General features: G+C 51.1%; 8 protein-coding genes. 6 read left to right on the top strand and 2 right to left on the bottom strand.

Annotation, left to right across the window (positions count from 1 at the left end):
- Window positions 1-11: 11 nt before the first annotated feature.
- Together C9J03_RS10840 and C9J03_RS10835 are read right to left on the bottom strand one after the other, a co-directional pair.
- Window positions 12-1,037: a LacI family DNA-binding transcriptional regulator gene (locus tag C9J03_RS10840; RefSeq protein WP_044623154.1), complete on the bottom strand. Its 1,026-nt coding sequence runs from the start codon at window positions 1,035-1,037 to the stop codon at window positions 12-14.
- A gap of 187 nt (window positions 1,038-1,224) precedes the next feature.
- A complete protein-coding gene (locus tag C9J03_RS10835) occupies window positions 1,225-2,727 on the bottom strand; it encodes an OprD family outer membrane porin (RefSeq protein WP_082060598.1) in 1,503 nt (500 codons plus the stop codon).
- A 287-nt stretch (window positions 2,728-3,014) separates the two neighbouring features.
- Here C9J03_RS10835 and C9J03_RS10830 point away from each other — a divergent pair, with 287 nt between their 5' ends.
- The 6 genes from C9J03_RS10830 (at window position 3,015) to C9J03_RS10805 (ending at window position 15,616) form a co-directional block, all read left to right on the top strand.
- A complete protein-coding gene (locus C9J03_RS10830) occupies window positions 3,015-4,274 on the top strand; it encodes an autotransporter outer membrane beta-barrel domain-containing protein (protein WP_082060599.1) in 1,260 nt (419 codons plus the stop codon).
- A 21-nt stretch (window positions 4,275-4,295) separates the two neighbouring features.
- Window positions 4,296-7,418 (top strand): chondroitinase family polysaccharide lyase, encoded by a 3,123-nt coding sequence (locus C9J03_RS10825; protein WP_044623157.1) that lies wholly within the window; start codon window positions 4,296-4,298, stop codon window positions 7,416-7,418.
- Window positions 7,419-7,489: 71 nt separating this feature from the next.
- Complete coding sequence (locus C9J03_RS10820) at window positions 7,490-10,507, top strand: chondroitinase family polysaccharide lyase (RefSeq protein ID WP_052829749.1); 3,018 nt, start codon at window positions 7,490-7,492, stop codon at window positions 10,505-10,507.
- Between the two features lie 268 nt (window positions 10,508-10,775).
- Window positions 10,776-13,037 carry a hypothetical protein gene (locus C9J03_RS10815; protein WP_044623158.1) on the top strand — a complete coding sequence of 754 codons (2,262 nt, stop codon included), beginning with the start codon at window positions 10,776-10,778 and terminating at the stop codon, window positions 13,035-13,037.
- Window positions 13,038-13,384: 347 nt separating this feature from the next.
- Window positions 13,385-14,728: a patatin-like phospholipase family protein gene (locus tag C9J03_RS10810; RefSeq protein WP_052829750.1), complete on the top strand. Its 1,344-nt coding sequence runs from the start codon at window positions 13,385-13,387 to the stop codon at window positions 14,726-14,728.
- A gap of 222 nt (window positions 14,729-14,950) precedes the next feature.
- Window positions 14,951-15,616 (top strand): hypothetical protein, encoded by a 666-nt coding sequence (locus tag C9J03_RS10805; protein WP_044623159.1) that lies wholly within the window; start codon window positions 14,951-14,953, stop codon window positions 15,614-15,616.
- Window positions 15,617-15,619 lie beyond the last annotated feature (3 nt).

Here is a 15,619-nt window from a genome sequence, read left to right as displayed (position 1 = left end):
TATGAGTTTCATCACAGTTTTTCGAGCAGAATGGCTTTCCTAGGGCTTGCAACGGTTTGCCGCTCGACCAAGGTTGCCTCGAATTGGTGTTCGCTCGGCGGATTCAATCCTGTGGCTTTGAGCTTCAGTGCCAGCTTGGCCGCGTGACTCGACATCTCGTCGATCGGGTTGTGCATGGTCGACAGGCGAGGGTAGAGGTAACGGGCCAGCAGCACGTCATCGAAGCCGACAATGGATATATCATTGGGGACGTGTAGCCCATGGGAATGCAGGCTGGCCATCAGTCCTGCCGCCATCACATCGTTGAAGGTAACAACCGCAGTGACTTCCGGGCATTGGCTAAGTAATTGTTCGCCAGCCAGCTCGCCACCGTGCTCACTGAAGTTTTGGTTGATGATCCAGTTAGGTTCTACGACTAGGTTGGCCTGCTGCATCGCATCCCGATAGCCTTCCAATCGATCCGTCCGATCTTCTATCGGTAAGTCACTGGTGACACAGGCTATCCTGCGGTGGCCCTGGGCAATGAGATAGCTGACCGACTCGGCTGCCCCCTTGCGGTTGTCGACCCATACCGAGCGATTGGCGATTTGAGGAATGGTGCGGTTGAGCAATACCATCGCGGGTAACTGGGCGCTGTATCTCAGTAGCATCGAGTCGTCGAGCATCTTTGAGTGGACGACCATGGCCTCGCAGCCTTGGCTGATCAGAAAGTCCAGTCCTTCCTTTTCCCGCTGGGCATTGTGGCCACCGCTGACCACCACCAGCTGGCAGCCATGCTGGCGGGCAATTTCTTCCACGTGCTTGGCGATAAGCGCAAAGAAGGGATCAGCCAGATTGCCGGTCAGCAGGCCGAGCGTGTTGTTTGAGCGGCTGGCAAGGGCGGTTGCCCTGGCGTCACGTTGGTAATTGAGGCTTTTGATTGCTTTCTCGACCCGTTCCAGCGTGACGGGCTCAACATAAGCTGAGCGGTTTATCACCCGTGATACGGTCGCGGTGGATACCCCCGCCAACTGGGCGACATCTTTAATGGTTGCCATAAATCTATACGTTGATATAGGAATAAACGGCGCGGAGTGTAGCGGGATTGCAGGCAGAAAGCTGTTAGGTGGGTCAAAGGTCGGCGATCAAGATCCCCAAGCTCTGGGATATCGAGCGATAGCCGACCCAATCAGGAGCACAGGCAGCGGTTTTATGGGGGGCAACACCGCTGCCTGTCTTGGACTGCTAGATACGGAAGCTGTAGCTGACAATCAGCTTGGTAGCCGTTTTGTCGGCCTTTTCACTGATATCGCCAGGCTGCAGTTGCCCCAGGGTTTCGTCTGGTCGGTAGAATGCCTGCTTGAGGTTAACATTCAGTCCACGGAGCAGCCCTGAGCGCGGGTAGTAGTTGAGGGTGATAGCATGCTCCTCTTCCCGGCCGTAGTCGGTATCGCCGCTGTATTTGTTCTGAATTGGCGCCTTACCCCAGTGGTAGCGGTACTCCAGATTCAGGTCTTGCAGGCCAATGTGACGGAAGTCGTATTTCGCCCCGACCACCATTGCTTCCTCGCCGTCTCGGCGGAAGCCGTGGTAGTTGCCGCTTGTCGGCAGCTTCAGGTAACCTTTGGCGTTACCAAACCCATAGCTGAAGGCACCATTGGCACTGCCGTTTTCACGCGGGGCATTGATTTTGGTAAAGCCATATAACAGCTGCCAGGCGTCATAGTTGAGTCGAAACTCATACGACAGTGCCGAGGCGTATTCGTCAAACGATGCCAGTCCTTTTTCAACATCCTGATCCCACAGATCACCGGCCTTGTGGTTGTAATAATACTGCGCCTGCATGAAGAGGTTGGTCTGAGGCGTGATACCCAAGGTGTAATAGGCGCTGGAGTGGAAGCGGCGCAGGTAATCTTTTGCTTCGCCGTAAGCAACCTGATACCCGCCGGGTTCGTCGAACTTCTTGCGTACCCTTAGGGTATACAGGTAGTCATAGTTAAGCGGATCGGGCGCATAGTAGTTAGCGTTTCCGCTTAGATCGCGCATGGTATCGTCGTTACCCGACATAAATCCAATGACATAGGCGCCGTCGAAGGTATAGCCATTATAATGCTGTTGCGCCATCACGCCGCGGTAACTTGATAGCAGGGCGTCATCATCGGTAGCTGTGGTGATCATCCCGGTATTGTAGAAGCCATCACCGATCTTCATGAAGCCGCTCTTGCTGCGGTCCTTGCCCCAGTTCATTTGCACGTTGGCTACCGGTAGTTTGCCGTATCCACTGGTTTCATTACACTTGTACTGGCCTTTTCCCGGTTCGCCACCGGACCAAAAACAGTCTTCGCTGATAAAGATTTTTTCCCCGGCATTCCAGTTGTGCACCCCGCCAGGATAGGAATCCGCCAGCTTGAACATATAGCTGTAGCCCAGGTTGGCGCTTAGGGTGACGTTGTCGCTCAGCGTTGGAACTTTGCCTGAGCGGAAGAACAACCCGACTGACTGTCCCCATTCATATTGCCGATCCATGCCGTCAATATCGTTTTTCGTGTCACGGAAGTATTTTTCGGTCGTCTTGCCGTGGTTGAGGAGTACAACCGTTACCGTTCCGTCCTTGATGAATTGGTTATACAAGTCCGCTGTATCTGCCATCGCCGTTGACGGCATGGCAGACAACCCCGCCAGTGAAGCGAGCATGGCAGAATAAATTGGTTTAACACGTCGTTGATGTATTCCCTTAGCGACAGACATGAGTCTCGGGACCTCCGTTGTAGTGATTCAGTTACCCTCAGGTGGCCAGTGGCCGTCTGCTTGTGGCAGCAAAAGTTGAGTCTATTATATTTGTGCTTTCATTTTCTTTCGTGTTCTTCATCACGAAACAAAAAGAAAACTAAAAATAAGAAAATTAAAACATTGATCACTTAAACGAAGGTTTTCGTAAGTATAATGAAGCTTTTCATAAGCAGGGTGGCTTCAGAACAAGGAAGCGAAAATGTGTATGTCGGTATTTGATAAGTGTCAGCTGAGAGGGATAGGGAATGGCTGTTGAGCGCGGTAGAAGGTTACATCGGGGGATAGTGGGGTTGGCTTTTACAGGAATGGGGCTGGCGTACGCTGCCACGGCGGCAGCCTCTTCCGGCATTGCTGATCTTGCCGCCGCAGGAGGCGCAGACTCGACCGAGGTTTATGTTCTGAAATTGCTGGAAGAGCAGGCACGGGCAAACAATAACCAGGAGCTGTTGGACTTGTTTGCCGCGGTGACCACGAGCGAGGAGGCCGCCAGGTTGGCAGGAGAAATAACCCCCGATCGGAGTGGCGCCAGTATCTACAACGTGGCTACCGCGCAGAATGTTTTTGCGAATGCAGTGCGCAAGCGTACCTCCGATTATATCTTGGGTGACTCGGCCCGTACCTCACTGTGGGTAACCTATCTTGGAACGGACTCAACCTCGTTTGTCACCAGTGAAGGGACCAACCGTTTTGATGGCTATGACGCTGATTCATCAGGGATAGCCATAGGTTACGACCGGGTGATGTCGGAAGACTCGATCCTCGGGGTCGCATTTAGTCAGCAGTCAATCAATAGCCAAAGCCGGCTCTATAACCAGCGGCTGGATATCGATACCTACCAGGCTGCACTCTATGGGACTTACCAGTGGCGTGATATGTATTTCTCAGCGCAGGGGCTGGCCGGCTGGAACAGTAATCGTTCCGAGCGTTCTATCGGTGACAGTCTGGTGGCTGATGGGCAGTCACAAGCGACCGCGCGATTCAACAGCCAGAGCTTTGCGTTGCTGCTTGACTGGCAGTTTCCGGTCTATGTCGGCGAGCTGACTTTTCTGCCGTCCCTTTATGCCGACTACTCCTTGGTCAAGGTTGAAGATTACCAGGAAAATTATGTCCGCGAATACAACAAAGCCGGTGAGCTGACCAAGTCATCGGGTTCTCCTGCCGCGTTGGCCTACGACAAGCAAGAGTATGAAACCTTCAACCTAGGGATCGGACTGGAACTTGCCCACCGGCTTGATACCCGTGTCGGGGTGTTTGCGACCCAGCTAAAACTCAAGGCCCAGCAGGAGCTACTCGATCACAACCTGACCACCACAGCAAGGCTGGCCAGCGGTGGTGCCAGCTTCACTCTGCCGGTCAGTGAGGCCGATGACTTTTTCTACGAAACCCACCTCGATCTGGTTTGGGAAACCAACACCAGTTTTTCCTGGCATATCGGTGCCCAATACCTATGGAGTGATAGCCAGGAAACCACTATGTACTACGGCCGCGGCACGTACTCGTTTTAATCAGGGATGGTATTAAGCAAGATGAAAAATAATGGCGTAAAAATGTTGGTATTGGCGGTGGCAATGGGGCTGCAAGGGCAGGCACTGGCAACGGAGCCTGTAGCGGTGGACAGTGAATCCTATCGCCAGCCGGGTGGCTTCATGTACTTCTTTGAGCATGGTATGCCCGATACGGTGACGGCATCGGACGGTAGCCTGGTAGCTATCGATAATGCGCTGCAAAAAGATGGTCAGCACAGTCTGGCCTGGCAGTTTTCGCCGGGCAATACGCTGATGTTTACCCAGCCTATCGGTTACAAGCCGTTTGTGGCAAACAATACCGATCAGTCGCAAAGCACGTTTACGACTTGGATTTACAACGAATCACCGTTGGCAGGGACCTTGCGTTTTTCTTTTCTGGCCGAGGGACAGCGAGCTAGCTGGTTTGATATCAATATGGACTTTTCGGGATGGCGTCAGCTGTTGGTACCGTTCTCCGATATGCAGGGCCAGCCGAGCGAGTCGATGGATCAGATGGTCATCGAGACGATGCACGCGGGGGGATCAGGCAAGATCTACCTTGATCAGCTGATGACCAGCATTCCAGTTGACCCTCGCTGGCCGACCAGGGATGCCGTTGTGCCATACGTCAATATGGCAGCGGATGTAGCGCCGAACCGCCATTGGCTGGCATTGTACCGCTATTCCCAATTCCTCCAGCTGCATACTAGTGGTCAGGAGGCGGATTCTGCAGGTGCTGATCCGGAGATTACGGGGATCGAAAAGACCTTGGATGGATTCATTGCGGCCGAGGACAAGGTACTGTCCCCAACGCAGCGACTTGCGCTCAAATCGCGTTACGACAGTTACCAGCTTGCTGAACACAATGGAGTAATAACCGGCCTGCCAATGGATAATAGCAACCGACTCAAAACGTTCATCGACAAGGGAGTCAACAAGGGGCTGCTGAACCAAGAAGGGTTCGACACCGTGTTCGGCGTCAAGCTGCTCAGGGAATATGGCGAATATATGCTGGAGCTGGCGCAGGTGCTGCGAGGTGATTTGGCCGCTGATGAACGGCGTACTTTTGAAAAGATGTATCTGGATCTGACGCGATATGCGATTACGCAGGGCTATACCGCGGGCAGTGGATTGGGTACTGCCCACCACATGGGGTATACCCTCAGGGCCTTGTTCCAAGCCCATTACCTCAGCAGGGATCTCTTGGCGAGGGAAGGCCTGGCGCAGGAAGTCAGCGATATGATGGCATGGTATTCAGGCACAGGGCGTATCTACCGTCCGGTAGAAGAGATGACCAATTTCAATGTCGATATTATGAATACCCAGCTACGAGGTATGCTATACAGCGTGCTGATGCAGCCGGATCAGCAGCAGCGCCGGGCCTGGCTGTCCCAGTTCAGTTTCTGGTTATCCCAGTCTATCAGCCACTCTGACGGGCTGGGTGGGGGATTCAAGGCTGACGGTTCGGTCTTCCACCATGCCCAGCATTATCCAGCCTATGCCAAAGGAGCCTTGAAAGGGCTCACGCCTGTGATTGAAGCGCTGGCGGGTACGCCTTACGCCGTGTCGCCACAGGCGCACCAAACCGTCAAGCATGCTGTCGCGATGACAGAAATCTACAGTAATGACCAGTTGACCCTGATGTCTGTTACCGGCCGTCACCCCGACGGAGAGCAATCTATCGAGCTGGTGCCGTTCCAGCACATGGCCATGGCCGGTTCGCCAGATGGCACTCAGGCTATTGATCCGGATATGGCGGCTGCCTATTTGCGGATGGCGGGCAAAGATGATGCGTTCGGCCGCTATCTGGTGCAGCAAGGAATGGAGTCTGGGGTCGCGCCGCAGGGCAACTGGGTCATGAACCTTGCCAGCATGACGATTCAGCGGCGTTCTGACTGGGTGGCGGCAGTGCGCGGCTTTAGCCGTTATCTGGTCAGCCACGAAAGCTATGCCAATGCCAACCGCTACGGCCGTTATATTAACTACGGCCAACTCGAGATCATGGGGCCTGAGGGCGAGGCCCGGGCATTTAGCCATGATGGATGGAACTGGAACCGCTGGCCGGGAACCACTGCCGTACAGCTGCCTTATGAGGCACTCAATGCCAAGTTGCGTAACGTCGATACATTCAGCGGGCTGGAAGAGATGTTGCTCTCGGAACAGAGCTTCGCTGGCGGGGTGGGCAATGGGAAAAACGGTTTATATGCCATGGTGCTGCAAGGCCATCCTAAATACGATGCCAGCTTCCAGGCCCACAAGTCGGTCTTTTTCTTCGATAACCGGATTGTCGCGCTCGGTAGCGGCATCACCACCGAACAGGCGGCTTATCCAACTCAGACGACCTTGTTTCAGCATGCCGTGTATGCCGATGGTGAGCAGGCAGTGGTCGAGGGCCGGCCAATGCCTGCTTCGGAGCAGACGGTAGCAGCCAAACTGGGGAGCTATCTCCAGTTACGCGATCCTGATGGTAATGCCTATTTTGTCGCGCCGGCACAAGATGTCAGGGTGTCACAGGGCGAGCAGGTGTCGGTACACCAGAAAAATAGCTCGGCTACCCAAGGTACCTTTGCCACTGCGGTGCTCGACCACGGCCAAGCGCCGCGTGACGGGCGGTATGAGTATGCTGTCTTGGTACAGCCGGAACAGGCTCAGTTGGACGCTTTTGCGCGCCAGCTGGCAAGCGCAGAGGATACCCCTTATCAGGTCGTCCAGCACGATGAGCGGGCTCATGTCGTGAGCGATAGTGCTTCAACGACAACTGGATATGCAGTATTTGCGGCTGATACCGAGTTCGCTCACGGGCTGGTTGCGCAAGTCGCGTCACCCGCCATGGTCATGGCTGCAATCCGAGGTCAGCTGCTGCAGCTGTCACTCGTCAACCCGGATCTCAACCTCTACCAAGGGCGAGACGGCAGCCAGTATGACGGCGAAGGCATTATGCAAGAGGTCAGTATCTACTCTCGCAAATGGAAAGATAACCCGTTCGCTGCGGTGGATAACCGGATGGTACTGCGTGGCCGGTGGCTGGCGGCTTCTGCGCTGTCCGCAGGGGTTACGCTGCACGATATGGCCAACGGCCATACGGAAATACGCTTTAGTACGGTTGGGGCAGAGCCTCTACAAGTCTTGTTGACCCAGCAATAAGGATACGTGGCGCGCAAGTGGCTGCTTGCGCACACGACAGGCAACTTGCCTGTAATGATTAAGGATTAGGCATGAACAGATTAAGTCATATATCGGTATTGGCCGCCGCGGTTTCACTGGTGTTGTCCGGCAATGTATATGCCGGCGGCCAGATAGAGGCTGCAGGCAATATCACCCCGGCCAGTGTTGTTGAACAAACCGACCCACAGGATCCGATGCAAGCACAGATCATCTCATTCGAAGGGAAGGCGGTACCTGACTATGTCAAGGTAGCTGATGGCAGTACCGTTGCGGTCACGGATCGCCGGGCGGTAAACGGGGAGCAGTCACTGGTATGGCAGTGGCAGCCGGATGCGCCGCTAACACTCGATACTGAGTTTCGCTACTACACACCTAAGGAAGCCTACCAAGCATACGGGCGTCAGTCTTCGACGGTTTTCTCGGTATGGATTTATAATGAAAAGCCCAGTGAGGGTGAGCTTGAGTTCCAGTTTGGCTCGGCAGCAAATAGCCGTTTTACCATGAAGTTGGACTTTACCGGTTGGCGCTCGCCAGGCTTGGCTTTTCATCGAGATATGCAGGGGATGCCAGCCTCGACTCTTAAGGGGCTGACCATTACCCCGAAAGGCATGACGGAAGGGGGCGAGCTGTATATTGATCGTGTGATGGTCAGTATTGATGATATTCGCTACCAATGGTCTGATGATGTGGTAACCACCAGGATCACCGTGCCCGAGGTCGACTATGGCCTGCCTGAAATCCTGCCGGATGTAACGGCCGAGGAACTGGCTGCGGTAGGTACCATCAAGCAAGAGTTGCTTGACTATTATGTCGGTGACATGAAGGCGAGCAAGAAAGCACTGGATGCTATCCGCAAAGAATACCGTACATATGGCTTGAGCAAGGAAAATGGTATCATCAACGGCGTGCATATCGTAACCAAGAAGCAGCTGACGATTTATCAGAAAGCCCATTTGAGTCCGGACGACAAAGCACGGGTGAAGGCCTATGTCGATTTGCGCAAGTTCTCGGAGCTGATGGAAAAGATTGCCCGGGTATGGCATGTCACCGATGATCCTGTCGTGCGTGCTGAAATGCGTGACAAATATATCCTGATGTCTGAGCACCTGCTTGATCAGGGCTTCCAGCATGGCAGCTCGCTGGTGGCGACCCACCACTGGGGCTACGGCACCCGGAGCTGGTACTCGTCGGTGCTATTGATGGAGCAGTCTCTGAAAGATGCCGGTTTATTAGAGCCAATTCATTCGGCACTGCTCTGGTACTCGCGGGAATTCAAAGAGCGCGGTTTTGATATGGAAGTCGGGCCAAAAAGCTCGGACATGGATTACTACAATACTCTGGCCCGTGCCCATATGATCATGCTGCTGCTCGAGCCTGACGAGCAGCAGCGAGTTGCCCTGATGCATAAGTTCGGCAAGTTTATCTCCGGCAATATGGCGCAGACACCGGCTGGCTACGCTGACGGCTTCCGCCCAGATGGCACGGCATTTCGCCACAAGGGCAACTACCCGGGGTATTCGTTTGCTGCCTTTAACTCGGCAGCCCATGTTGCGTACCTGCTAAGAGGAACCCCTTACGAGTTGTCCGAGCCAGCCAGGCAGTACCTGAAGAAGGTGATGCTGGCGGCAAGGGTGTACAGTAACCCGAACCCCGGGGTCGGCACCAATGGCCGCCGTCCGTTCTTCGGTATTTCGCTCAACAAGATTGCAGACGGTTACCGTTGGCTGGCGCTGGCAGGGACCGAGCAAGGAACAGCCGATACCGATCTGGCGCAGGCGTACTTACGGATCAGCGGCGATGATCCACAGCGGTTTGCTGGGGAGTTCGGCCAACTGGTGATGCCAGAAGCCCATCCCCAAGGCGCATATAGCTTCAATTACGCCGCGATGGGGATCCACCGTTACGATGACAAGATGGTAACGATGAAGGGCTGGAACCGGTATGTATGGTCGTCGGAAATCTACAACAATGCCAACCGGTATGGCCGTTACCAGAGCCACGGCAGTGTGCAGATCCAGAAGTGGGGTGATGAAAAAGAGTACGGCTTTAGCCAAGAGGGCTGGGATTGGAACCGGATGCCGGGGGCGACGACGATCCATTTGCCTTGGGAGCTGTTGGATGCTCCGCGCAAACATACCACCATGCTAACCAACAATGTTCGCTTCAATGGTTCGACCGAATTGGAAGGGCGCTACGGTGCTTTTGGCTTTACCCTCGAAAACCCTGATCGCTGGCCGGCGTTTATTGATCCGTCATTCAGGGCCAAGAAGTCGGTGTTTAGCTTCGATAACCGGCTGGTCTTGGTGGGGAGTAACATTGCCAATAGCCGCAGTGAGTATTCAACTGAGACCACCTTGTTTCAATACGGCCTGACAGACAAAACCCAGTCGCTGATCATCAATGGCGAGGCGGTGACGGCGTTTCCGTTTAGCACCGAACTCGAGCCCGGTGACTGGCTGATAGATGGTATGGGGAACGGTTATTACGTGGCTAAAGGTGGCAGCATTGAGGTTAGGCGCCAACATCAGGAGTCACGCGATAACATCACCAAGGAACCGACCTTCGGCAATATGGTGTCGGCGTGGATCAACCACGGTAATGCCCCGTCCGGAGCAGAATACGAGTACATGATCATGCTTGATGCAACGCCGGAAAAAATGCAGGCGTTGGCCGCATCAATGGTATCGGCAGAGGAGAAGCCCTATCAGGTGCTGCGTAAAGACGGAACGGCCCACATTGTTCATGATAGGCAAAGTGGCGTAACGGGCTACACGGCTTACCAGTTTGTGAGAACCTCTGACAAATGGATCAGGGCGATCAGTACCTCCTCCGTGGTCATGGCCAAAGAGCAGGACGGAATATTGAGCCTGAGTGTTGCCAACCCTGATTTGAACATGGAGAAAAACACCCTGAGCCGAGAAGTCCCGGTAGCCATTACCTTGAAAGGGCGTTGGCGCCCAGCGGAGGCTGATGAGCGGATTGCCGTGAAGCACAAGGGGAGCAAGACAGTGGTGACTTTCCGTTGCAAGGATGGCCTACCGATCCAAACACGGTTGCAAAAGATATAAGCCAATTTGTATTTCGAAACGTAATGAAAGCGCCTAGCGATAGGCGCTTTTTTCGTTTTTGATTGTCTTTTGTTTTCTTTCGCTTTTATGATCACAAAAGCGTTATCGAAAGATAAACTTTGCTTTTGATTGAGTATATAGTTATGCGAAAGCTATCGAAGATAGTTGAAAGGTTGCGTTTGACTATAACGAAATATTAGCCCAGCTCGCCATTTATCGGAATCGGCGTAAACGGACTATTCATTTCCAAATCAGAAAAGAGAAGGTTATGAAAGTAAGACACTCTACCTTGGCCCTGGCTATTGCCACCTTGCTGGCAGGCTGTGGAGCTGAAGATAACAAGGATATCTCAGGTAAGCAGGACAATGTGTACCCGCCGACGGTAAGGGGCGAAGTAACCATACCGGCGTTGCATGTCGGAGCTGGTGTAAAAGGTATTTACCAGTATTTCGATCCCAATCCGGCTGCCCGTCCGGAAGGTGCCAGTCAATACCGTTGGTTGTTGGCCGATGATACTGAAATTGGCATCGCCCAGGAGCTGTATTTGGTTGAACAGCATTTGGGTGAGCAAGTCCGCTTTTGTGTGACACCGGTCGCCGAAGGGACGGCCAATACTATCGGTGCTCAGTCGTGCAGTGAGCCGAAGCAAGTACAGCCGCCGTTGGGCACCCCGCCGCAGGCCAATGACGTGATCATTGGCGATATGGCCCCTATGGTGGGTGACGTCATTGAAGGGGAGTATCAGTACTATCATCCCGAGGGGGTTGCCGAAGGTGATTCTGTCTTGTCATGGCTGGCTGACGGCGAAGCGATAGACGGCGCTGATGATAGTCGCCTAACCTTGCTGGCGCATCAAACCGAGGGCAAACAGTTGGCATTTTGTGTCGAGCCTAAAACGCAGCAGGATTTTCCGGTCGCGGGTGAGATTGTCTGCTCTGAGCTGACTGCGCCGGTGGCGGTCAAGCCTGGCTCGGCACCGGAAGTGGAAGCAGGCAGCGTCGCGGTTGACGGACAGCCCTTTGTCGGGGCGAGTTTGACTGGGAAATACACCTATTTTGATGCAGATGGTGACCTTGAGGGTACCAGTCAGTATCGCTGGCTACGCGATAACAATGCGATTGAAGGTGCGACGGAAACGGCTTATTCGGTCGCCAATGCTGATGACGGTTATTATCTATCTTTTTGCGTTACCCCAGTTTCTGAAACAGGATCACCGACGGTAGGAGAGGAAGTTTGCCAGCAAATGGATGAAGCCATTTCTGTCAAGGTAGAAACCCCGCCGCAGGCAAGCAGTGTCGAGGCGGTTGTGCTGTCAGGTGGTTTACCCGAGGTCGGCGAAACGCTGGTGGGGCAATACCTGTACGAGCAAGCTGAAGGTGCAGAAGAAGGTCAATCGACCGCCCAGTGGAAAGTCGATGGTGTAGTTTCCGAGGTGAGCTGTGATGTCGCACAAAGCTGCCAGTATACTTTGTCGGGTGATGATCTCGGAAAAACGATTGAATACTGTGTAACACCGGTAACTTACCTTGGTACCCCAGCCGATCAGGCCTATTGTTCCCAGGCCGTTGAGCCAATGGGGATCACATTGACCGGTGCCCTCGAGTACGACCAAAAGCTGACGGCGGTGGTGTACGGTTACGATGGCAATGCCAATACTGATGGTCGCTGGCTGGTAGACACCAGTAATCAAAATGGCCCGGCGGGCGATAGCAACCCGACCGAACAAGCAACGGGCAATGAATACATTATCGGTGTGCGGGCACAAGGCAATGACAGCAACGGCAACGGTGTTGTTGATGACTACGACTGGGCGGCACAGGGCCATACCGTGGATGCCCGAAACTTTATCGGCAAAGGGGTGCAATATTGTTTGAATACCCAGTCCTATGGCACTAAATGTGTGTCAGCGGCAGATTTTGACAGTGTTTCCGGCGGTTTGCTGACCGATGCGAGCAATGCAGCGTTGCGCGTCATTGAGCCAATCAGAATTGTTGACTTCAACGGCTACAAATACCATCGTCCATTGACCCAGGCAGAAACTGTTCACAAAGGTGAGCTAGGAGCCGGATTGCCGCAGGCGAGCGAGATTTTGGCTGCCAATGGTATTGACTGGGCGTTGTTTGCTCAGATCACCAATGGCGAAAAGCCAGCATTGAACTCGTGCCGCAACCTCTACCAGGACGGTGGCGATTGGCACCTGCCGATCAGCCAGTTCACGGCGGGCAAGTATGTCCCCAACTATTACGAAGCCGATGGCAACCAACCGCCGGCAAGCAGCGCTAACTCGATGATCAAGCTGACCAAAGAGTTGATTTCCAATGTTGATCTGGAGGTTGAGCTATCACCGGTATACGGCTGGCCGCTGGGGACGGCGTTAAAACTGCCTTATGGTAGCGCCAGTCGCTTGGCGGCTGATCAGGCAACACAGAACTACAACGTGGTGCGTTTTTACCAGAATGGCGGTACGGCTAATAACTATACCGAGGAGCAAGCACCATTGATCACTTGCGTATCGTTAACGGCTAACTAAGCCCCATATTCTTACATACTGCAACCTGCCCTTGATATTGCGGCCGGAAAGTTACCTTGAGAGTTCAAGTGAGCATCCGGGCGAAATATCGAGGGCTTTTCTGTAATTGCAGTAATTATCACAATATTGAATTAAATGCCAAACGAGAGACTGTAATATTTTCGTATGACCATCCTAAAAACCATTTGCCAAAATTGAATATCTCTTATTCATAGTCGACTGGAAATGAGAATGATAATATCAGAGAATTAATAATTATTATGCTCTAGAATGAAGCATGTGATTTTAGACTAAATAAACTCTGCTATAATTTTAAGCTAATTGGTGCTGGATTTATTGGAATAGATATGAATAAAGAGATTATTGCTTTTCTTTTATCCGCTTTTTTAATCGGTTGTACTAGTGATTTACAACGAAACCCAGCGCCTGCTCACTTAAATATGGATTATGGTTTATTTAACTCCAAAACGCTTAGACATTGGGGTGATACACCGTTCTCAATTGAGCAATATGTTTTTGATGAGAAATTGCGAAGCAATACATTTGATAAAAATATCATTGTTGATGAGGCCGGTAACTTTAGGGCTCAACACTATTTGACTATATCTGGTGGAGGAGCAAATGGTGCATATGGCGCAGGACTTCTCAATGGCTTGTCAGCTAGTGGAAAACGACCTGAATACCGGATGGTTACAGGCATTAGTACTGGAGCAATTATCGGGTTATACGCGTTTTTAGGTGAAGAGTATGATCACAAGCTACGAGATTTCTACACACAATTATCAGATCAAGATCTCTATCAGACACGATATGTGTGGGAAATATTTTCTAGCTCTTCACTTTTGAATACTGCCAGGTTTGAGAAGCTGGTAAGAGAGGAAATTGATCGTGATCTGTTGGATAAAGTCAAAGAAGAGTACTTGCGAGGTAGAACTTTTCTAGTCAAAACGACAAACCTTGATGCACAGCGCCCAGTCATATGGAATATGGGGGAGATAGCCATGCATGACACAAAGGAGGCAGAGCGTCTCTTTCAAAGTGTGATCATAGCTTCAGCTTCCATTCCAGGTATTTTTGAACCGGTTCTTATACCGATGCATATCAATGGTGTTCAATATGATGAGTTACATGTTGATGGTGGTGTCATAGCTCAAGCCTTTTTTATCCCAGAAAATATGGATGTTGAGGAATTTGCTAGTATTGAAGATAGATATTTTACCAAGCTAGGTATAGACCTGCCAGAGGAGCGAGAAAGCCACATATGGATGATTAATAACTCGCGTATTGGTGCAATTTGGGAACCAACACAGCCATCATTAACTAATATTACAGGCCGTTCGATATCTACGATGATAAAGTACCAAGGACGAAGTAATCTAACGAATATTTATCAGCAAAGTCAATTGATTGGTGCATCGTTCAATTTTTCATATATTGACCATAGGATTCCAGACGCACCGTCAGAAGCACCATTTAGCAAGCAATATATGCAGTATATGTATTGTTATGGATATGCACAGGGTCTTAGCGATAATCACTGGAAGAGCGACTTGCCTAATTACTCCCAATTTCAGAGTATTGAGTCATGGAATAACTCTTTTTCTGATATAGAATACTTTAATTGGGAGAGAATCGAACCGGGATTGACTGGAAAGATTAACGAATGTCTATTGAGGCTAAATGAAATTTAACTTTTTAGCTAGTTATAGAATAACAAACTGTAATAAAATATAAGATTTTCTAATACCTACACCATTAACGAATAACTGTTATTCATTCTCATCTTATAGAGGTTTGATAATATTAACTGGAATGGTATCAATGAGAAAGCTTTTCATTTCTTAAACACGGAATGTTAATGTTGGATACTAAAATTCATACCAAATTTATCTAAAAATTAGAATGCTAATCCTATGGTTAATAAAATCAAACTATCTCTAATGTGCTCAATAATGCTTACTGGATGTATACAGCTCGATCCCTATCAAAAGTATCATACAGCTTTAAATTCTGACCAGTGTGTGCCTGACATTAATACGACATATACTGAAACTGTATATGAGCCAGCATTGAGTGAAAATACGGCTGAATACACAATCAGTGAGTCAGGGTTTGACTCGGGGTTTGGAACAGATAATGATGATACTGCCAGCAGACCCACTGTTGAGGTTACAGCGATTAATGCCATACCTGAAATGACATCTGAAGATATTCTACCAACTTCAGTGGAGTTTGAAGAGCAGCAATTTTATGCTATAGAAACGACCTCATCAAATTATTCTGATGGACAATTTTCGACAGAAAAAATCTCTAGTACCTTAGGTAGAGAAGAGGCGCTTTATGTTCAGGTTTTTGCAACGTTGGATGAGGTTAACGCTAAAAATGTACTGAGGGACGTGAGGTTATTTTTCCCCGAGCAAACATCAGTTATTCGCTCTGCTGGGATATACCGTATTCTTATTGGTCCTCTGGAGAAAGACGAAACTACATTTGTTGTGAATGAAATAAATAAACAAAGTGATTACAGCACAGCATTTGTGCTGTCTCATTTCAGTGATATCAGTGATGATGAAATTTAGTCG

The sequence above is a fragment of the Photobacterium gaetbulicola genome, assembly GCF_003025515.1.
Classification (GTDB): Bacteria; Pseudomonadota; Gammaproteobacteria; order Enterobacterales; family Vibrionaceae; genus Photobacterium; species Photobacterium gaetbulicola.
This window is presented reverse-complemented; position numbering and strand designations above follow the sequence as displayed.

Bases quoted from the DNA above. Each gene is read 5' to 3' on its own strand.
- C9J03_RS10840 (WP_044623154.1), bottom strand. From the start codon at position 1,037: ATGGCAACCATTAAAGATGTCGCCCAGTTGGCGGGGGTATCCACCGCG.
- C9J03_RS10835 (WP_082060598.1), bottom strand. From the start codon at position 2,727: ATGTCTGTCGCTAAGGGAATACATCAACGACGTGTTAAACCAATTTAT.
- C9J03_RS10830 (WP_082060599.1), top strand. From the start codon at position 3,015: ATGGCTGTTGAGCGCGGTAGAAGGTTACATCGGGGGATAGTGGGGTTG.
- C9J03_RS10825 (WP_044623157.1), top strand. From the start codon at position 4,296: ATGAAAAATAATGGCGTAAAAATGTTGGTATTGGCGGTGGCAATGGGG.
- C9J03_RS10820 (WP_052829749.1), top strand. From the start codon at position 7,490: ATGAACAGATTAAGTCATATATCGGTATTGGCCGCCGCGGTTTCACTG.
- C9J03_RS10815 (WP_044623158.1), top strand. From the start codon at position 10,776: ATGAAAGTAAGACACTCTACCTTGGCCCTGGCTATTGCCACCTTGCTG.
- C9J03_RS10810 (WP_052829750.1), top strand. From the start codon at position 13,385: ATGAATAAAGAGATTATTGCTTTTCTTTTATCCGCTTTTTTAATCGGT.
- C9J03_RS10805 (WP_044623159.1), top strand. From the start codon at position 14,951: ATGGTTAATAAAATCAAACTATCTCTAATGTGCTCAATAATGCTTACT.